Source organism: Pluralibacter sp., from assembly GCF_019237635.1.
GTDB lineage: Bacteria > Pseudomonadota > Gammaproteobacteria > Enterobacterales > Enterobacteriaceae > Enterobacter_B.
In genome coordinates this window covers 1-19,037 of record NZ_JAFAGS010000105.1, presented here as the reverse complement: position 1 = coordinate 19,037, position 19,037 = coordinate 1, and the positions used below count along the sequence as shown (strand labels likewise).

The window sequence follows — 19,037 nt, the reverse complement described above, 5'->3', positions numbered from 1 at the left end:
TCGGTGAAATCATCGGGGGTTCCCAGCGTGAAGAGCGTCTTGATGTACTGGATGCCCGTCTTGCGGAAATGGGGCTGAATAAAGAAGACTACGCCTGGTATCGCGATCTGCGCCGCTACGGTACCGTACCGCACGCGGGTTTCGGCCTCGGTTTCGAGCGTCTGATTGCCTATGTTACCGGCGTACAGAACGTTCGCGATGTGATCCCGTTCCCACGCACCCCGCGCAACGCCAGCTTCTGATTTCGCCGGCGACGTATACAGAGAAGCCAACCTGCGGGTTGGCTTTTTTACATTTTTGTCAGATTTTGTGAATTAATTTCTACGAATTTAAACGTCAACCGCTATCCCCCGCCCAAATGTTACACCCTGTTTCCCGACACAGTTATGAACAAAAAACAACCAAAAATGTGATTGCACTTAAGTAACACATGTCCTAATAGCATAACTTTCGAGCTATCGCGTAGCTTTCCAGACGTCTAAACCGCGTCATCAGAAATACTTCAGGCGATTTGATATTCGCGTAATAAATGAACTCATAAAAATTAAATATAATTACTTCATATAGATACATGCAAAGTAGCTTACTTTTACAGCAACGCGACAGGAACTTTGAGATCGTTCACAAAGTTCCATAAAATACACAATTTATTACACATTATTTCTTTTAGTTACTCTTTCAAGATATTTGTAGCACTTTCAGGCTAGCGAAACGGTGATTTGAATGGAAATATGCCTGTCAGACACAGAAAGACACCAAACTCTCATCAATAGTTCCGTAAATTTTTATTGACGAAAATTATTGACGGCAGTGGCAGGTGTCCATAAAAAACCTAATGAGGGTAATAAATAATGATGAAGCGCAATATCCTGGCAGTGGTTATCCCTGCCCTGCTGGTAGCTGGTGCGGCTAACGCAGCAGAAATCTATAACAAGAACGGCAACAAGCTGGACTTCTACGGTAAAATTAACGGCGAGCGTGATTTTGTTACCACCGGTGACAACGGTAATAACAACAGCAAAGACGGTACTTACGCGCAGATCGGTTTCAAAGGCGAAACTCAGATCAATGACATGCTGGTGGGTTACGGCCAGTGGGAATACCGTATGATGGCTAACACCCCGGAAGGCGCTCAGGCGAGCAAAAACCGTCTGGCCTTCGCGGGTCTGAAAGCGGGCGACGCTGGCAGCATCGACTACGGTCGTAACTACGGTATCGTGTACGACGTTGAGTCCTACACCGATATGGCGCCGTCCTTCTCCGGTATGACCTGGGGCGGTAACTACGTAGACAACTTCATGACCAGCCGCGGCACCGGCATGCTGACCTACCGTAACAGCGATTTCTTTGGTCTGGCTGACGGTCTGCACTTCGGCGTTCAGTACCAGGGTAAAAACGAGCGTACCGATGTTAACACCGCTAACGGCGACGGCTTCGGCTACTCCCTGGGTTACGACTTCGGCGAAGGCTTCGGCGTAATCGGTTCTTACAGCAACGCTAACCGTACTCTGAAACAGGAAGCAGACGGCAAAGGCAACAAAGCTGAAGCATGGGCTCTGGGTGCGAAATACGATGCCAACAACGTATACCTGGCAACCGTATATGCTGAAACCCGCAACACCACTCGTACCGGTTCCGACGGCGATGCTGGCTTCGCTAACAAAACGCAGAACTTCGAAGTTGTTGCTCAGTACCAGTTCGACTTCGGCCTGCGTCCGGCCATCTCCTACGTGCAGACCAAAGGTAAAGATCTGTCTCCATCAGGCACCTTCAAAGGCGGCGATGCAGACCTGGCGAAATTTATCCAGATCGGCGGTACTTACTACTTCAACAAGAACTTCAACGTGTGGGCTGACTACTACATCAACCTGCTGGACAAAAACAGCGCCTACGCTGAGTCTGTTGGCGGCATCAACGGCAACGACGACATGGCTGCAGTCGGTGTGACTTACCAGTTCTAATCAGTACGCCACTTTGTTATATGCTTGAAAGACAGGGCTCCGGCCCTGTTTTTTTATGTCTGCCAGTTAAAAATAGCGACTTTTAAAAAGCCGCTCGCTTTTCGTCGCAAACGGTTGGCTTTTTATGAATCTACCGTTAACCTGATAGTGGATTTTCCCCCTCAGTAATCACAATGGAACCTCGTCATGTTTGAGAACATAACTGCCGCCCCTGCCGACCCAATTCTGGGCCTGGCCGACCTGTTTCGTGCCGATGACCGCCCGACTAAAATTAACCTCGGGATTGGTGTTTACAAAGATGAGACCGGGAAGACCCCGGTACTGACCAGCGTAAAAAAAGCAGAACTCTATTTGCTGGAAAATGAAACCACGAAAAACTATCTCAGCATTGACGGGATCCCGGAATTTGGCCGCTGCACTCAGGAACTGCTGTTCGGTAAAGGCAGCGCCATTATCGACGATAAACGTGCCCGTACCGCACAAACACCTGGCGGCACCGGCGGCCTGCGCGTCGCGGCCGATTTCCTCGCAAAAAACACCTCCGCGAAACGCGTGTGGGTCAGCAATCCAAGCTGGCCGAACCACAAAGGCGTGTTTAACTCCGCCGGTCTGGAAGTCTGTGAGTACGCTTACTATGATGCTGAAAATCACACTCTCGATTTTGACGGCCTGCTGGCGAGCCTGAGCGAGGCCCAGGCAGGTGACGTGGTGCTGTTCCACGGCTGCTGCCATAACCCAACCGGGATAGACCCGACCTTTGCGCAGTGGCAACAGCTGGCGGCGATGTCCGTTGAAAAAGGCTGGTTGCCATTGTTTGACTTCGCATACCAGGGTTTTGCCCGCGGTCTGGAAGAAGATGCTGAAGGTCTGCGCGTGTTTGCCGCGCTGCATAAAGAGCTGCTGGTCGCCAGCTCCTTCTCGAAAAACTTTGGCCTGTACAACGAGCGTGTAGGCGCCTGTACGCTGGTTGCCGCAGATGCTGACGCCGCCGATCGCGCGTTCAGCCAGATGAAGTCCGTCATTCGCGCCAACTACTCCAACCCGCCAGCACACGGTGCATCCGTTGTCGCGACAATCCTGAGCAACGACGCCCTGCGCGCCATCTGGGAACAAGAGCTGACCGATATGCGCCAGCGCATTCAGCGCATGCGCCTGCTGTTCGTCAACACGCTGGCGGAAAAAGGCGCTAACCGTGATTTCAGCTTCATCACCAGACAAAATGGGATGTTCTCTTTCAGCGGTCTGACCAAAGAGCAGGTTTTGCGTCTGCGTGAAGAGTTCGGTATTTATGCCGTTGCGTCCGGACGTATTAACGTCGCCGGGATGACGCCTGACAATATGGCGCCGCTGTGCGAGGCGATCGTCGCGGTGCTGTAAGCCCATGACCAAAGAAAAAGGCCGCAATCGCGGCCTTTTTTACGTTTACCAGACAGGCATTTCGTCTTGCAGGAATGGGTTATGTTGACGCTCATACCCCAGCGTCGACAGCGGGCCGTGGCCGGGAATAAAGGTCACGTCATCGCCAAGCGGCATCAGCTTTTGCTTAATAGAGGCAATAAGCTCCGCGTGATTACCGCGTGGGAAATCGCTACGCCCTACTCCGCCTTTGAAAATCACATCGCCGGAAATCAACAGCCGCGACGTATTATCAAAGAACACGACATGGCCCGGCGTATGTCCCGGACAGTGCAGCACCTGTAGGCTCACGTTGCCGACGCTCACCGTATCGCCTTCATTAAGCCAGCGATCCGGCGTCAGCGGCAGGCAGTCCTCCAGGCCGAACATCCGACTTTGCGCCGGTAACCCTTGCAACCAGAACTCATCTTCTTTTTCCGGACCGATCACCGGCACACCATAGTGCTGCGCCAGTTCCGCTGCTGCTCCCACATGGTCAAGGTGGCCATGCGTAAGCAGGATCTGCATCAGCGTCACGCCAGCTGCCGCGACTTCCTGTTTGATATGTTCAGCGTCGCCGCCCGGGTCCACCAGCGCGGCGAGTTTGGTTTGCTCACACCAGATAAGTGAACAGTTCTGGGCGAAAGCGGTAACCGGAATAATACGATAGTTCATGATGCTCCTAAGTCGTTACCAGTGCCGGGTTGGACCGGTATCAATGTGCACGAAGTTGCTACTTGGGTAATATCCTACACCACCCGCGCGCATAGATAACGCCGCTTTGCGAACATTGCTTAACGAAATACCTTCAATATGAAAATCCATCGCCTGGCCCTTGGTGTGGTAGCTGTGTTTCGCCACCCCACGGCTACGCTCGCGCAGCTCATTATTGGTATCCAAAGAGCGATAACCGGAAACGAGTTGAACGGGCTTACTGGTGCCAAGCAGTCCCTGGAGACGGTAGAGTTGATCAAAGAGTTTTGGATCGATGGATTTTATTTTATTCGCGCGATAATCACGGAAAAAATGGTTAAGTTTTGCTAATTCATCCTGAATATAGCCTCTGCCATCGAAAAACTCCGCTTTGATTGACTCACCGGTATGCAGGTTGTTGAGCGTCAAAATACGCGGACGAGGTGTCGAGAGGGTGGCAAATGCTGGCGTCGGCAGGATGGCCGCTGCGCCGAGCGCAACACCACCCAACGCCAGCAGTTTGCGGCGATTAGCGTCAAATTTGTCCATGATAATCAGGTCTACAAGTAAATGATCGTAATTTATGCACTTCTGGCGCACGAAGGGCACCTTAACCGTCATCGCAGCCGACGTCAAGGTGACCCAATCCCAGTAAATACAGGCCCTGCAGACGCACTGGCCTGTTTTTACCCATTCATACGACACCTGAATTATCTGAACTGCTTCATTTACCTGATTAATTGCTCTGCTTTTGGCAGAATTTGTGCGCCAGATCGCGCCACGAGATCGTAATTGTAAATATCTGTACGATACTGGGTCCGCCCGTCAGGGCCGACAAATGCGGTCAGATAGTAGAGATTCACCGGGATGTTTTGACGAATATTGACATAACGCGTATCCCCCTGCTTCAACGCATCCGAAATCCGCGTATCGTTCCAGCCTGCATCCTGTAGCAGCATATTCGCCAGCTCCGGCGCTTTATTGACGCGGACACAGCCGGAACTCAGCGCACGGGTATCTTTCTGGAACAGGTTATGGTTCGGCGTATCGTGCAGATAAATTGACTCAGAGCTCGGCATATTGAATTTGTAGCGCCCGAGTGAGTTCTTCGCGCCCGGCGCCTGCTGGAAGCGGAACGGCAGATTCGACGGCGTGATAGTTGACCAGTCAACGTGATACGGATTGATACTCTCTTTACTGTTCCAGCCGCGCAAAACCGTATAGCCATGTCGTTCCAGATACCCAGGGTCATTCCATACTTTCGGCAGAATGTCTTTACGCGCAAGCGTTGGCGGCACGTTCCACGGCGGGTTTACCACCACATTGTTCAGGGCGCTGCTCATCATTGGCGTTTTGCGGTCCGGACGACCGACGATCACCCGCGAGGCCAGCACCGGGTTGCCGTTCTGGTAATACACCAGCGAATACGCCGGAATATTCACCATGATGCCGGTAGACAGTTTACCCGGCAGCAGGCGCAGGCGCTGGATGTTAAGCGCCAGAACGCCCGCACGCTGCGCCGAACTGACGTTAAGCGCATCGCGCGTCGACTGACCTATCACGCCGTCCGCCCCCAGCCCTTGCGAAGCCTGGAAGCGTTTCACCGCCTCAACCAGTTGGCGATCATACACCGCGGGCGCGGTACTTGCGGCTTTGACCTTTTTCACCGACACCGCAGAAGGGCTGACCACACCGTTATCGCCCGGCAGCGCGATATTTGGCGTGTTATCCAACATACCGGTACGCTGCAAAATTTCTCGCAAAGCAGGAACATCTTTACTCCATTGCCCCGGATTGACCTTCCCGGCGGACGACAATTGCGGCCACGGGCGCGAATCGGTCACCAGCGACAGCAGCGCCTGATGCATCGCCGCATACTGCGGATGTTGCGGCGCAAGCCCGGCGATAAACTGCGGCAGCGAACCGTTGTCCAGCGCCAGCTGCCACTGGTTAATGACCGACAGCGGCGGCGTTGACATCGCATAAGGTTTATCACTATACAGCCAGCGGTTGCCCTGCAGAGCAATATTGCTGATGAAGTGCAGATATCCCATCATGGCATCGGACAGAACGACGTCCCGCGCCATGCCGCTGACGTTGGGATCGGTCAGCAGCTCAACCCAACGGGTAAACTGCGGCTGAAACCCGGCGATAGCCACTTCCGCCAGCTGCTGCTGAAACGTCTGGACGGCGTCGCGGTTGTCCCACATCGGCTTCATATCACGGGCGGCATAGAGCGCCACCAGCGGGTTCATAAACGCCGGGGTGAAACCTTTTGGCAAGAGAGACTGGATTTCCGTACGACTTTTCGCGGCGGCATCGGCAGGCATCGCCTTCTCCCCCGCCATCATCGCGACCGTAGGTGACTGCCCCTCCGTCTGCGCCAGCACCTGCGAAGGATCGCCAAGCGTCGCGGAGCCATCCGTTGGCACCAGCTCAGGTTCATCGGCCTGAACGCTAAACAGCGGAGCAAATGCGAGCGTCAGGCATAAACTCAGCGCTGACAATCGACGACCATAATCTTTTTTCAGCAACATCCCTTGCCCCCTGTTAATCGTTACTGCCCACACCCACCGGGGCTTGCTCTCAGTATATAAAGACAAAAATACTTTTGCCTGACCAAATGTAAAGAAGTTTAAAGATAATACAACGCCACGGCCGAGGGAATAACAAAAAGGGCGACATCGCTGTCGCCCTTTTCCCTCACGCCTCGTCAGGAGGCGTCTGCCGTACCGGGCAACGTTTCCGGAAGCTGTGCGGCAAAGCCGCGCAGGCCCACCACATGAACGTGCTCGTGGTTGTGAACCACCTTACGCACCAGCTTGTAGGTTGTGCCCTTTTCCGGACTGATATTTTCCGGCGCCGCGATAATCAGCTGCATTTCCAGACGCTCGCACAGCTCGAACAGCGTGGCGATAGAACGGGCGTCAAGACGCGCCGCCTCGTCAAGAAACAGCAGGCGGCATGGGGAAATATCCTTACCGCGCAGGCGACGCGCTTCGTCTTCCCAGCTCTGCACCACCATCACCAGGATAGACATACCGGTACCGATAGCCTCACCGGTGGACAACGCGCCGGACTCCGCACGCAGCCAGCCGTCAGACCCACGGTTAACCTCAACCTCCATTTCCAGGTAGTTGCGGTAATCCAGCAGCTCTTCGCCGATGGTTTGCGGTGTACGCTGCCCCATATCAATCTGCGGGTTCAGACGCTGGTACAGCTTCGCCAGCGCTTCCGAGAAGGTCAGACGATGACTGTTAAACAGATCCTGGTGCTGCTCGTGCTGTTCAGACAGCACCTCAAGCAGCGTCGCATGGGTTTCGCGAACGTTGACGTTCAGACGCACGCTGTTAACCTGCCCGAAAGAGACGCTCTGCAGCCCCTGGTTGAGCATACGAATACGGTTCTGTTCGCGCTGAATGGTTTTACGAATGATGTTCGCCACACTGCGCGAGCTGATGGCCAGCTTCTGCTCGCGCGACGTCAGCTCTTCCGTCAGGCGGCTCAGCTCGATCTCCATCTGCTCGATGGCTTCCACCGGGTCGTCAGTGCGGATGATATCCTGGCGGATACGCTCGCGCAGGTGCTGGTATACGGCCACGAAGAACTGAATCTTACGCTCCGGACGCTTGGGATCTTCCGACATGCGCAGCACATCGCGCAGATGTTCGTTATCGGACACCGCCAGACGCAGCGCGCCCAGCGCTTTATCCGACATAGAGCGCAGCTCATCGGCGGAGAGATACGCCAGCTCGCGACGGTGCAGGCGGCGCTCAACGCCGTTATCTTTCACCATCCGCATCACTGCGCACCAGCCCGCTTTCGCGCTCACCACCTGTTCACGCATTTCCAGATAGCTGCGCTCCAGCTGACGCAGCTTACGCGTCAGTCCGTCCATTTCGGCTTCGCAGAAAGTCAGCGCTTTTTCCAGCTGGTTGCGGCGGGCGCGGTTGTTGGAGAGCTGAGCATGCAACTCATCGCGACGAGAGCGTGCCCGCTCTTCCGCCCCGCTGTCGGCGCGCACGCCAATGTCCTGCAACTCACGCTGAAGGTCGGTCAACAGCTCTTTTTTGGTGTCGAACGAACTCTTGAGCGATGCCAGCACCTGGCTGTACTGGCTCAGTTGCGCGGCGTGGTTACGCATCGCTTCACGGGCGCGCGTACGCTCTGCTTCCGCCTGTTCAAGACGCTGGCGCAGCTTCTCGTTCAGGTCGCTGTTGCCGCTCAGCATTTCCGCAGAATCACTGTAGCCGAAATGAGCGCGGCGCTGCACTACTTCGGTCAAAGCGAACGCCTGCTGGCGGGCATCACGCTGAACCTGCTGGGAGTACGCGTAATCTTCTTTCAGCTGTTCAAACTGTTCCGGATCGCTTTGCAGGACGCTGGCGACAGGCTCCAGCTTCGCCAGCTGGTTACCGTGCTGCTGCACAAAGCGTGCAGCCTCCTGAGCCTCATCCAGACGCTCGCGAATCTCATCAACGCGGTCGGCCAGCGAGTCGTCGGCCAGCAGGTTAAGACGCGGCAGCAGGCGGTTAAGCTGGGCGACGCCCTCTTTCGCCTGTTCAAACTGCATGCGGCTCTGCTGGTTATCGCTTTCGTGGGTGCTCATCGCGCGCTCCAGCTCGCCGCGGCGGCTGCTCAGCTTGCGGATTTCCGCTTCCGGATCGGCATCAAACGCGACGGCCAGATGGCTGCCGATAAAGCGGCTGAACGCCTGGTGTAAACGCTGGGTTTTCTGCACGTCGAAGGAGAGCGTAGCGAAACGTTCAGACAATGTCTCACGCTCCGCATGCAGACCCTCGATGCGGTTTTCCCGCGCCGCGCGGCCAAACAGCGGTACCGCCGGGAAACGCGAATAGCGCCACTGGCGATCGGCGACTTTCACCACCACCGCTTTTTCCAGTTCATCGACGCTGAAGACGCTATCGTCAAACGACTGCGGATCCCCTTCGATGAGGTACAGATCTTCCGGGCAATCTTCCAGCCCTTCCAGCTGTTCGGCGATAAGCGACAGGTCCGGCACCACGATCGCATGGCGCGACGGGCCGTACAGCGCCGAGAAGTACGGTGCATCTTCAAAGCTGACGTCGTCATAGATTTCCGACAGAAGCACGCCGCCAAAACGTTCCGCCAGCGCGTTAAGACGCGGATCTTCGGAGCCGCCCGGCTGGCTTAAACGCTCGATTTCATCGTCCACGGCGCGCTTACGCGCCCCGACTTCATCGCGCTCAACAATCGCTTCGCGCTCGCGCTCCAGCAACTGCTGCAGGTATTCCGTCACGTCCTGACCGGACTCAAACTGTTCGCCGCACTGCTCGGAAAGCTGCGTCAGGCTGCTTTGCGCCTGCAGCCAGACCGGCGCGCGCTGTTGCAGCACCTGAATGCGGCTTTGCAACTGCTCCAGCTCCTGGCGCAGCGTCATGCGTTTTTCACTGGCGGAAGACACCGTATCGGACAGGGAGGCGATGCGCGCCTCCAGCTCCTGATGCAGCGTCTCCAGCTCATCGATATCATACTGCTTGCCCTGGCGCTTGCAGAACTCAGCCAGCAGACGTTCGGCATCTTGCTGCTCGCGTAAACGCTGCTCCAGCTCGTTCAGACGGCCGCGCAACGACTGCGCCTGCTCAGCCAGATGGCGCTGGTTAACGCCTTCGCGCAGCAGATCGCGGGCCACATCCCAGGCCTCATCGCGCGCAACCGGGCCGTTAATCGCCGCAACCAGTTGATAAGCCTGTTCAAACTGGCTGTGCGCCGTTTGCGCCACGCTCATTTTCTGGTCGAGAGACAGCAGCTTTTCGGTCGCTTCCTGCTCTTTGGCCTGGAACGTTTCCAGCCATTCGCTGGCGCTTTCCGGCGTCAGATCCGGCAGGTGGCACAACGCCTTCGCACGTTGTAGCGCCTGCAGCGCCTGCGTGTACTGGATAGCGCGGGTTTGCTGCACATCCAGCGCCTGCTGGTAATCCGCAAGCTGGCTTTTCAGCTCATCGACTTCCAGCTCGGCGGCTTCAGCGCGGGCTTCGTTTTCTTCCTGAAGATCGGCAGCTTCCGCCACCACTTCATTTTGTTCTTCAAGGCGAATCTGCAGCTCGTCGAGATCGGCTTCATAGCGCTCGATCTTCTCCTGCTGGCGCAGCGCGGTCTGCACCAGATTCAGGTGATCGCTGGCGGCCTGGTAATCGGCCTCCAGATCCCCTTCCGCCCCGTTGTGCTCTTGTAGTTCGCGGGCCATATCGACGTGCTTATACTGCTCGGCCGCCAGCTTCTGACGCGAGGTAAACAGCTCGCGGCGGAACTCCAGCGCCTTGTCCAGGTGGACTCGCCGTTCGTTGGCGTGACGCATATAGTCCGCCGCCACATAGTCGGTGGCCTCGGAAATCAGATGTTTAAACAGATCGCGATCGGACTGTGTGACGCGAATCGCTTCCAGCGTCATGCGGTTTTCGCGCAGCGCCGCTTCCATATCCTGGAACGCTTTGCGCACGCCGCTGTTTTCCGGCAGCAGGTAGTCGCGCAGCGAGCGGGTGATGGCGCTGGAAATACCGCCGTAGAGCGATGCCTCGATCAGACGGTAATATTTACTACGGTCAGACGCCGAGCGCAGACGACGGGCGACAACCCCCAAATCGAACATCAGCGAGTGATAATCGGTAATGGAGTTGAACATTTTGAACTGCACGCCTTCCATCGTTTCGAGCTTGTCTTTCAGCTCCTGCAGCGACAGCACGCGCGCCTGACGTTCGTTCAGGGTTTCCGTCAGTAATTGCGTCGGTAAAACCGCGGTTGGCAGCCCCTGAATCGCAAACGGTTTGATGTCGACCTTACGGTCGCGGCCTGCGACCTGCTGCAGACGCACGCCGACCACGACGCGCTGGTGGCGGGAGTTGATGACATCAAGCACCGAATAGCACACCCCGGCTTTCAGCTTACCGTGCAGACCTTTGTCACGGGAGCCGCTGGTGGCGCCAGCTTCGGTGGTGTTACGAAAGTGCAGCAGCGTCAAATCCGGGATTAGCGCCGTAACAAACGCCGCCATGGTGGTGGATTTCCCGGCGCCGTTGCCGCCCGAGAGCGTAGTCACCAGCTCGTCGAGATCAAAAGTGCGGGCAAAAAAACCGTTCCAGTTAATCAGGGTTAGCGAACGAAACTTTCCGCGTTCAATCATTACTCTTCCTCCCCGCTATCCGGCTGGTTGTCTTCATTCTCATCATTGAGCAGCAGGTGGTTTTCAATGGCCATCGCCTCGCCATCGCGGATCATGCGCAGTTGCGCCTCGCGCGGATCATCGCCTGAGCGCACGTCGGCGCCGAAACGAAATACCGATTCCGTAATACGGAATTTGCTGCTGTCGTGCCCCATAAACCACACCATTCCCAGACGGCGCAGACGGTTCAGCGACGAGCGCACTTTTTCCTGCAGCTTCTGTCTGTCGAGGTCAGACCCCGTCGAACGGTTATTCACCAGCTTCAGCAGCCTGGCCTCATCCGCCAGCGCCAACAGCTCGTCATACAGCTCCTGCTGCGTGAAGATGCCTTCATTCGCCAGGCGCTCCGGACTGAGGTAGAGGTAGCAGAGGATCTTACCGACCATCATATCCAGTTCAGAAAGCACCGAACGCGGGATAAGCGTGGTAGAGCGCGGGCGCAAATAGAAGAACCCTTCCGGCGCGCGAATCAGCTCTACGTTATAGCGAGCGTAAAACTCTTCCAGATACTCCTGGAAATCCATCAAAAAGGCGTGATTGTCCAGCTCGTCGAGACCGATGTGACGGCCTGAGCGCAGTGCGCTGTCCAGCGCCGGAAATAACGGGTTGGCCAGGGCCTGCGCCAGCTTAACTGGCATCACGTGTTCAATATTTGTCGATGACATGTGCCTGTACCTTGGCTCCGTAATCATTAATCGGCTGCCACTTCGGCGGCAGTCCGGTGAAATCTGCTTGTGCAACGCCCAGTCTTACCGCCTGGTCAACCACAATGCGCGCCACGTCGAAGTGGCGAGCTCGCGGATACTGCACCAGATATTCACGCACCACCAGACCCAGATCCAGTGGTAGCGATTTATCTTTATAAATGGCGAGCTGCTGCTCAATCAGCGCCGCAAGCTGCTCGCGAATTTCATTAAACTCTTCGTACTCCAGATCCGCCGGCAGCTCACCGGTCACCTCTTCATCACGCAGCGTCATCTCTTCGTCGCGCATATCCAGAAGACGATCGGCATTGGCGTAAGTCAGCGCCCACGGCGCATCAAAGTAGTTTTGCACCGACTGGCGCAGACGCTGGGCGAAGACGCGGTTTTTATCCATATCGATAGCGGTACGAATAAACTTGTGCACATGGCGGTCATAGCCAATCCACAGGTCGATAGCCTGCTGGCCCCAACTGACGATGCGGTCAAGCTTGCTTTGCAGATCAAACACCAGCCGGTCGACAAAATGCAGATCGTCGTGCGTCAATGTCGCGTCCTGAATCCGCAACAGGTTGGCCTGCAGCTTGTCGCCCGCCGCCTCGAGGGTATCCTGGAGCTCGCGCAGCGTGCCGGAGGTTTCAGAAAGCAGCAGTTCGCAGCTGGAGATCGCCGCCCGCCAGTCTTTGTTCAACAGCTGAGCGATATCATCTTTCACCTGCTGCTGCTGTTCATCCATCAGGCGTTGGGTTAAATCGATACTGTCAAAAATTTCCGCGACGGAATACTTTAGCGGCGCATACACGTTGCGATGCCAGTGAAACTCATCCCCTTCCTCTTCGGCCGCATCGGCGGCGCGTTTGAGCTCCCCTGCCACAATGGAGAGCTGCATCGAGAGGCGCAGCGTCGAAAATTCGCGCTGGCGGATGTAATAATCCGTAATACCGATGCCAAGCGGCGTCAGTCGGTAAATAGCGTTGCCTTCCGTCAGTTCGCTGGTAAAGCGGTTCAGCAGACGTTGACGCACCATGTCGTTGATCGCGTTATTGGCGCGTACGCTAATGGTTTCGCTGGTTTGCTCAAACGCATCACTGACATGGCGAAACGCATCCACCAGTTCGCCTTCGGTGAGTTCCCCTTCAAGCCTTTCGCCGTTCAGCGTTGCGACGGCCAACAGGAATGAAAGCCTGTCCACCGGCAGCGCGATAGAAAAATCATTTTTTCTGGCCCAGGCAACCAGTTCGGGGACTGTCTGGGAAAAATCACTCATCGTTTATCCTTGTATCTACCTGCGGCTTTAGCGCTGTGACATGAATATACCGCCCAAGGCTGACCCAGGGTTCCTGGCGGCAATAACGCGTTTCTAATGCCAGCAGATCGTCATATTTCTCTCGCTGCTGGTGCTTCTCACGCAGGTAATCATGAAACACCCGCACGCCGGTCTTGCCGGTTATCCGCCAGCCCATATCCTCCAGCCAGCGATAAACCAACTGCGGATCGCGGGGATAATCCGGTGACAGCGTGCGTTTTTTCTTTTTCGGCATGCCTGCCTGTACGTACTCGAGGTTCCCGGCCACCATATTGTGCAGCAGCAGACCGTTAGCATTGTAGAACATTAATGACAACGCGCCGCCCGGGCGAAGCGCCGACCACAGGGTGTGCAATACCGCCTGCGGCTCCGCCACCCATTCCAGCACCGCATGAAACAATATCAGATCAACCGGGCTTTCCAAATGCTGCGCAATATCCTGAGCCGCGCATTGTACAAAATGCATGTTGTGGCTCACACCTTTGTCGCGCGCCGCCTGTTCGGCCTGGCCGATCATCGCCGCGGAAAGATCGCACAGCGTGACATGGTGCCCGCGCTCCGCCATCTGAATGGCGGTTTGCCCGGCGCCGCCGCCGGCATCAAGAATGCGCAGCGGCCGGGAGCCAAACGTCGCCAGCAACATATCGAGATCCTGCCACAGGATGGCCTGACGTAGCTGGCCTTTGGTGGTGCCATAGATATTGCGCGAAAACTTTTCCGCAATGTCATCAAAATTGCGATCCTGCATGACCGACTCCACACGCCCGTGACAAAACGTCTATTTTGTCACACCCACAGCGAGAGGGAAGCTATCTGGTGTAATATCGCCGTATATCCCCTGTCAGATGGTCAAAAAAGGAACCAATCAGGATGCTTTTTACGCTGAAAAAGGTTGTCGGCGGCATGTTGCTGCCGCTGCCATTGCTGTTATTGCTCATGGCGTTGGGATTGGCATTGCTTTGGTTTAGCCGTTTTCAGCGCGCGGGTAAGATTTGTCTGAGTTTTAGCTGGCTGCTTCTGCTGTTGCTCAGCCTGCAGCCGGTAGCTGACGCACTGCTGAAGCCCATCGAAAGTCGCTATCCGACCTGGCGCGGCCCGACGCCGGTACGCTACGTCGTGGTGCTGGGCGGCGGCTACACCTGGAACCCGGCATGGGCGCCGAGCTCTAACCTTATCAACAACAGCCTGCCGCGCCTGACGGAAGGTGTTCGTCTGTGGCAAGCTAACCCCGGCTCCAGGCTTATCTTTACCGGCGCGGCGGCGCGCACCAACCCAGTCAGCACCGCAGAAGCCGGTGCGAGGGTCGCAGAAAGTCTCGGCGTACCGCGCAGCGCCATCATCGTCCTGGATACGCCTAAAGATACCGAGGAAGAAGCTGCCGCCGTAAAAGCGACGGTCGGCGACGCGCCGTTTTTGCTGGTGACCTCTGCCTCGCACCTGCCGCGGGCGATGATCTTCTTTCGTCATGCCGGGCTGAACCCGCTACCAGCGCCGGCGAACCAGCTGGCGATAGAATCTCCGCTAAATCCGTGGGAGCGGATGATCCCCTCGCCGGTATGGCTGATGCACAGCGACCGGGTCGGCTACGAAACCCTGGGCCGCCTCTGGCAGTGGTTAAAGGGCGCGTCAGGCGAGCCAGGGCAGGAGTGATTTTGCCGCCAGCGAAAAGTTGGCGCGGTTAAAGCGCCCGGTATTGACCAACTGGGCGACCTCATCCCACAGCAGATAGAGCCAGCGCCGCCAGAGGAAAGACTCCGCCACCGGCGCGCGCTGGAGATAGTGCCACAGTAAATCCTCTGCAAGGCTGCTGTCCGCCAGGCGAAAAAGCTCATACTCGCGGGGCGCCCACAGCATAATGCCCGGACCGACCATTGCCAGCAACTGGTCGCTGCGGGAGTCTTTTAGCATACTGCGCAAGGTGAAGTTGCCGTGTACCAGTACACAGTTGTCGTTAAAACCGTCGAACAATGCGGGCAGACACTCTCGGGTGCGGAACAGGATGCGTTTATCCTGCATCGTCAGCCCGGTGTTGTGATACATGTTCAGCGTCCCCCACAGCACTTCGACACGCTGGCGATACCACATCGGCCAGAGGTTTTCCTGCGTGCTGTCGACGGTGCCGACACAACCCCGGCTGTCCTGGCGGTGCCAGGCAAGCAACCCCTCGATGATTTGATCTTTAAGCTGGCTCCAGCGCTCTGGCGTACGGGCTGGCGCTTCGACAGATACTCCGCGCAGGCGTTCAATTAACAGAACATCCGGACCCGGATGTTCCTCGTGGGTCATCACCCCGTAGACCACCGGCATACGTACAGTGCCGCTACGGGCCAGCATGGAGATTTTCCATGCCAGCTGCTGCGCAACCCCCGGCGTCGAGAAGCTGCGCGCCAGTAGCGGCATAGGGTTTCCCTGTGCATCATACAGCGACCACAGCGCTGAATCGGCTTTTTCGCTGACGCACTCCACACGGCTGAGACGCTCACCCAACAGGTGGCTCAGTTCCGCTCGCAGTTGTTCCATATCGGTTACCCCTATGAAGACTACTGTTTTCATAATGAGCGTCGCAGGCGAAGATGTCACCCGGGTAAGATCAAAAAAAACGAGGAAAAACGAGGCGCTAGATTTGCCCCTTCGAAGAAGGGGCAGGAAAATCAACGGAGTTCGGCGCGCACGCGGGCCAGGTCTTCTGGCGTATCAACGCCGGTTCCCGGAACCTGTTTCGCAACGGCGACATGGATTTTTTCGCCATACCACAGCACGCGCAGCTGTTCGAGCATTTCTATCTGCTCAAGCGGGCTCGGCGCCCATCCGACGTAACGGCGAATGAAACCCGCGCGGTAACCGTAAATGCCAATATGGCGCAGCAGCGTATCGCCGATAGTCTCACGGCTTTGCGCAAAACGATCGCGATCCCACGGGATGGTGGCCCGGGAGAAATAGAGCGCGTAGCCTTGCGCGTCCATCACCACCTTCACGGCGTTCGGGTTAAAGGCTTCTTCCGCCTCATGAATCGGTACCGCCAGCGTCGCCATGCCGGATTGGCTCGCCGCCAGATTTTCCGCCACCTGACGGATTATCACCGGTGGGATCATCGGCTCGTCGCCCTGGACATTGACGATCAGTGTGTCGTCGCTAAAGCCGCACTTCTCGACGACTTCCGCCAGACGTTCAGTGCCGGACTGATGATCGGCGCGGGTCATGCAGACTTCGCCGCCTACGGCCTCAACGGCACGGGCAACATCGTCGTGATCCGTCGCCACGATAATCCGCGACGCGCCGGACTCCCGCGCGCGCTCAAGGACATGGACGATCATCGGTTTGCCGTTGATATCCTGCAGCGGCTTGCCCGGCAGACGCGTGGAGGCGTAGCGGGCGGGAATAATCACGACAAAACTCATGGATGGCTCTCTTCTACGCTCAGAGGACGGGCTTCGGTTTCCAGCAGCACGGGAATGCCTTCGCGCAGGGGGAATGCCAGAGCGTCAAGTTTGCAGATAAGTTCTTGCTTATCCTGACTGTAATACAGTTTGCCATTGCACACGGGGCAGGCAATGATTTCAAGTAAGCGGTGATCCATAGTTCCTCCAGATGGACCGAAAAAGTATCGGTGAAGCATATCACAGCGACCGCTTATGCGGCCTCAATTTCCCACCCCGTACGCTGACGGGCAAAGAGCATGGCGGGCAACTGGCGAATATCTACGCGATGCGCCCCCTGCCAGCGGGCAAAATCATCGATGGCCTGCTTAAGCCCCTGCTCCAGCGCGCCGCTGACGCGTACGCCCTCCTGCAGATAGAGGGCAAAAACCTCCAGCACGCCGGTTTTACGATGGATTTTGCTGTCCATACGGCCGACCAGTTTTCCCTGGTGCAGTAGAGGCAGGACGAAATAGCCGTACTGGCGCTTTGGCGCTGGTGTGTAGCACTCCAGCCGGTAGCTGAAATCAAACAGCTGCTCGGCGCGTTTGCGATCCCATACTACCGGGTCGAACGGCGAGAGCACCGCGCTATGGGTCGCGCGCAATTTTCCCGCCAGCGCCTCGTCGAGCGGCTGCGCGAGAGAGGCATGCACCCACATCTCCCCCAACCCTTCCACCTCGACCGGAATGACCTGCGCCTCAGCCTGCCAACGCGCCAGCAGCGCCGGGACGGCCGGCCTGCGCAAACGATAGTAGTCGGCCAGCCACTGCGCACGGAACAGCCCCAGGCTACGGGCGCTGTTTTGCAGCATGACGTCTTCGGCAGCCTCCTGACTTAACACATCCCGCTCATCGTCCCAGTGGGGCATGACCCGGGAGGTCAGATCGTAAATACGCTGGAAGTTATGCCGCCCGGTCACCATCACCTGTCCGGCGGTAAACAGCCCTTCCAGATGGCGCTTATGCGGTTTCCACTCCCACCATCCGCTTGCGCCTTTGCGGGGATGCTCAAAATCCGTTGAGCGCACCGGTCCGTTTTTTTCGATAAGCGCCAGCAGTTCCGCTATCTCTTGTGCATGCTCTTCCATCCACGCCTGGCGGTATTTCCAACCCATATTTTCAGGCGCGAGCATGCGATGACGCACCAGGGAAAAGTCGCTTCTGGGCAGAAAACAGGCCTCATGCGCCCAGTATTCCATCAACTCGCCGCGCTTTAACGACGCGTCCAGCCAGTCCTGAGGATACGCGCCAAGGCGGCTGAACAGCACCAGGTAGGGGCTGCGGGCCACCACATTGATGGTATCTATCTGGAGCAGAGACATGCGCTCGATGGTGCGCAGGATATCGTCAGGCTGAGGGCGACGGCGCGGCTTTTTTAAGAGCCCCTGGGCGTGAAGGTGTAGGTGGCGTGCGGCAGTAAGCGACAGTTTTCGTGCGGACATGTGGGTTCCCCATCACTGCGCGACCGCCCGAAACTGAGGCTACCGCCGCGCCAGAGTAACAAGTTGCTGAATCAGCTGCTGCGCGCCGTCGTCGTCGGCGAAAGAGGCGTCAACCGGTAAATACCACCAGCACGCCTCGGCAAACGCCCGGCACTTCACGGCATCTTTTTCGGTCATGACAAGCGTCTGCCCCGGCTGCGTCAGCGCACGAACGTCAGCCGCCGTTAACGCCTGGTGATCGGCAAGCGCCACACTTTTTTGCACAATGACGCCACAGCTTTCCAGTGTGGCAAAGAAACGCGGGGGATGACCAATACCAGCCATCGCCACGACGTTCGTCAACGAGGCGACATCCCGTTTCTCACCGGTCTTCAGATTAACCGCCATCCCGGGTTTAAGCTGCATCGCCAGCTCCCCTTTCCCCGGAACACCGCCGTTGACGATAACCGCATCAACAGAACGTAGCCGGGACGCGCGCTCCCGCATCGGCCCGGCCGGAAGCCACCAGCCGTTGCCGAAACGACGCACGCCGTCGATTACCACAATCTCTTTGTCCCGCGCTAGCCGGTAATGCTGCAGCCCGTCGTCGGTAATGATAATGTGCGGATCGTGCGCCGCGAGCAACGCCTGTACCGCCTCGCTTCGCGTCGGGGAGACCGCAACCGGCGCGCCGGTACGCTGGAAAATCAGCACCGGTTCATCACCGGCTTCTGCGGTTGGGGTTTGCGCGTTAAGCACCAGCGGGTAACGCCCGGCCTTACCGCCGTAGCCCCGGGAGACAACGCCTGCGCGAATGCCACGCTGCTGGAGTTGCTCCACCAGCCAGATAACCACCGGGGTTTTTCCGTTGCCGCCAGCCGTCAGGTTGCCCACCACCACCACCGGAACCGGCGCGCGCCAGGCTTTTTTCAGCCCCAGCC

General features: G+C 57.0%; 16 protein-coding genes. 4 read left to right on the top strand and 12 right to left on the bottom strand.

What is annotated here, in order from left to right; genetic code table 11:
* The 3 genes from JO226_RS12185 to JO226_RS12175 all read left to right on the top strand — a co-directional run.
* Positions 1 to 242, top strand: a 242-nt coding sequence (locus JO226_RS12185) for an amino acid--tRNA ligase-related protein (RefSeq protein ID WP_293586005.1), incomplete at its 5' end; no start/stop codon positions are given.
* 609 nt (positions 243 to 851) lie between these two features.
* Positions 852 to 1,961 (top strand): porin, encoded by a 1,110-nt coding sequence (locus JO226_RS12180; protein WP_293586004.1) that lies wholly within the window; start codon positions 852 to 854, stop codon positions 1,959 to 1,961.
* A gap of 186 nt (positions 1,962 to 2,147) precedes the next feature.
* Positions 2,148 to 3,338, top strand: coding sequence for an amino acid aminotransferase (locus tag JO226_RS12175; protein WP_293586003.1), 1,191 nt, complete (start codon positions 2,148 to 2,150; stop codon positions 3,336 to 3,338).
* A gap of 45 nt (positions 3,339 to 3,383) precedes the next feature.
* Here the strand turns inward: JO226_RS12175 and JO226_RS12170 are convergent, their stop codons facing one another.
* The 7 genes from JO226_RS12170 to cmoM form a co-directional block, all read right to left on the bottom strand.
* Positions 3,384 to 4,031, bottom strand: a complete 648-nt coding sequence (locus JO226_RS12170; RefSeq protein WP_293586002.1) for an MBL fold metallo-hydrolase — start codon at positions 4,029 to 4,031, stop codon at positions 3,384 to 3,386.
* A gap of 15 nt (positions 4,032 to 4,046) precedes the next feature.
* Positions 4,047 to 4,598, bottom strand: a complete 552-nt coding sequence (locus tag JO226_RS12165) for a YcbK family protein (RefSeq protein ID WP_293586006.1) — start codon at positions 4,596 to 4,598, stop codon at positions 4,047 to 4,049.
* A 179-nt stretch (positions 4,599 to 4,777) separates the two neighbouring features.
* Entirely contained in the window at positions 4,778 to 6,586 is a 1,809-nt protein-coding gene (gene ldtD, locus JO226_RS12160; protein ID WP_293586001.1) for a L,D-transpeptidase, read from the bottom strand.
* A 176-nt stretch (positions 6,587 to 6,762) separates the two neighbouring features.
* Positions 6,763 to 11,211 carry a chromosome partition protein MukB gene (mukB, locus tag JO226_RS12155; RefSeq protein WP_293586000.1) on the bottom strand — a complete coding sequence of 1,483 codons (4,449 nt, stop codon included), beginning with the start codon at positions 11,209 to 11,211 and terminating at the stop codon, positions 6,763 to 6,765.
* Positions 11,211 to 11,915: a chromosome partition protein MukE gene (mukE, locus tag JO226_RS12150; RefSeq protein WP_293585999.1), complete on the bottom strand. Its 705-nt coding sequence runs from the start codon at positions 11,913 to 11,915 to the stop codon at positions 11,211 to 11,213. Before mukE ends, mukB begins: the two co-directional genes overlap by 1 nt.
* Positions 11,896 to 13,218, bottom strand: a complete 1,323-nt coding sequence (gene mukF, locus JO226_RS12145; protein ID WP_293585998.1) for a chromosome partition protein MukF — start codon at positions 13,216 to 13,218, stop codon at positions 11,896 to 11,898. Before mukF ends, mukE begins: the two co-directional genes overlap by 20 nt.
* Positions 13,211 to 14,005, bottom strand: coding sequence for a tRNA uridine 5-oxyacetic acid(34) methyltransferase CmoM (gene cmoM / locus JO226_RS12140; RefSeq protein WP_293585997.1), 795 nt, complete (start codon positions 14,003 to 14,005; stop codon positions 13,211 to 13,213). Before cmoM ends, mukF begins: the two co-directional genes overlap by 8 nt.
* A gap of 122 nt (positions 14,006 to 14,127) precedes the next feature.
* Between cmoM and elyC the strand changes: the two genes are divergently transcribed.
* Positions 14,128 to 14,907, top strand: a complete 780-nt coding sequence (gene elyC, locus JO226_RS12135; protein ID WP_293585996.1) for an envelope biogenesis factor ElyC — start codon at positions 14,128 to 14,130, stop codon at positions 14,905 to 14,907.
* Here the strand turns inward: elyC and JO226_RS12130 are convergent.
* The 5 genes from JO226_RS12130 to lpxK form a co-directional block, all read right to left on the bottom strand.
* Complete coding sequence (locus tag JO226_RS12130) at positions 14,884 to 15,777, bottom strand: YcbJ family phosphotransferase (RefSeq protein ID WP_293585995.1); 894 nt, start codon at positions 15,775 to 15,777, stop codon at positions 14,884 to 14,886. The genes elyC and JO226_RS12130 overlap by 24 nt on opposite strands.
* A gap of 131 nt (positions 15,778 to 15,908) precedes the next feature.
* Positions 15,909 to 16,655 (bottom strand): 3-deoxy-manno-octulosonate cytidylyltransferase, encoded by a 747-nt coding sequence (gene kdsB, locus JO226_RS12125; protein WP_293585994.1) that lies wholly within the window; start codon positions 16,653 to 16,655, stop codon positions 15,909 to 15,911.
* A complete protein-coding gene (ycaR, locus tag JO226_RS12120) occupies positions 16,652 to 16,834 on the bottom strand; it encodes a protein YcaR (RefSeq protein WP_293585993.1) in 183 nt (60 codons plus the stop codon). Before ycaR ends, kdsB begins: the two co-directional genes overlap by 4 nt.
* A 53-nt stretch (positions 16,835 to 16,887) precedes the next feature.
* Positions 16,888 to 18,117 (bottom strand): winged helix-turn-helix domain-containing protein, encoded by a 1,230-nt coding sequence (locus JO226_RS12115; protein ID WP_293585992.1) that lies wholly within the window; start codon positions 18,115 to 18,117, stop codon positions 16,888 to 16,890.
* Between the two features lie 39 nt (positions 18,118 to 18,156).
* On the bottom strand, positions 18,157 to 19,037 hold an 881-nt coding region (gene lpxK, locus JO226_RS12110), incomplete at its 5' end, for a tetraacyldisaccharide 4'-kinase (RefSeq protein WP_293585991.1).

Coding starts and splice junctions, on each gene's coding strand:
- JO226_RS12175 (WP_293586003.1), top strand. CDS start 2,148: ATGTTTGAGAACATAACTGCCGCCCCTGCCGACCCAATTCTGGGCCTG.
- ycaR (WP_293585993.1), bottom strand. CDS start 16,834: ATGGATCACCGCTTACTTGAAATCATTGCCTGCCCCGTGTGCAATGGC.
- mukF (WP_293585998.1), bottom strand. CDS start 13,218: ATGAGTGATTTTTCCCAGACAGTCCCCGAACTGGTTGCCTGGGCCAGA.
- cmoM (WP_293585997.1), bottom strand. CDS start 14,005: ATGCAGGATCGCAATTTTGATGACATTGCGGAAAAGTTTTCGCGCAAT.
- JO226_RS12130 (WP_293585995.1), bottom strand. CDS start 15,777: ATGGAACAACTGCGAGCGGAACTGAGCCACCTGTTGGGTGAGCGTCTC.
- elyC (WP_293585996.1), top strand. CDS start 14,128: ATGCTTTTTACGCTGAAAAAGGTTGTCGGCGGCATGTTGCTGCCGCTG.
- JO226_RS12180 (WP_293586004.1), top strand. CDS start 852: ATGATGAAGCGCAATATCCTGGCAGTGGTTATCCCTGCCCTGCTGGTA.
- JO226_RS12165 (WP_293586006.1), bottom strand. CDS start 4,598: ATGGACAAATTTGACGCTAATCGCCGCAAACTGCTGGCGTTGGGTGGT.
- JO226_RS12170 (WP_293586002.1), bottom strand. CDS start 4,031: ATGAACTATCGTATTATTCCGGTTACCGCTTTCGCCCAGAACTGTTCA.
- mukE (WP_293585999.1), bottom strand. CDS start 11,915: ATGTCATCGACAAATATTGAACACGTGATGCCAGTTAAGCTGGCGCAG.
- ldtD (WP_293586001.1), bottom strand. CDS start 6,586: ATGTTGCTGAAAAAAGATTATGGTCGTCGATTGTCAGCGCTGAGTTTA.
- kdsB (WP_293585994.1), bottom strand. CDS start 16,655: ATGAGTTTTGTCGTGATTATTCCCGCCCGCTACGCCTCCACGCGTCTG.
- JO226_RS12115 (WP_293585992.1), bottom strand. CDS start 18,117: ATGTCCGCACGAAAACTGTCGCTTACTGCCGCACGCCACCTACACCTT.
- mukB (WP_293586000.1), bottom strand. CDS start 11,211: ATGATTGAACGCGGAAAGTTTCGTTCGCTAACCCTGATTAACTGGAAC.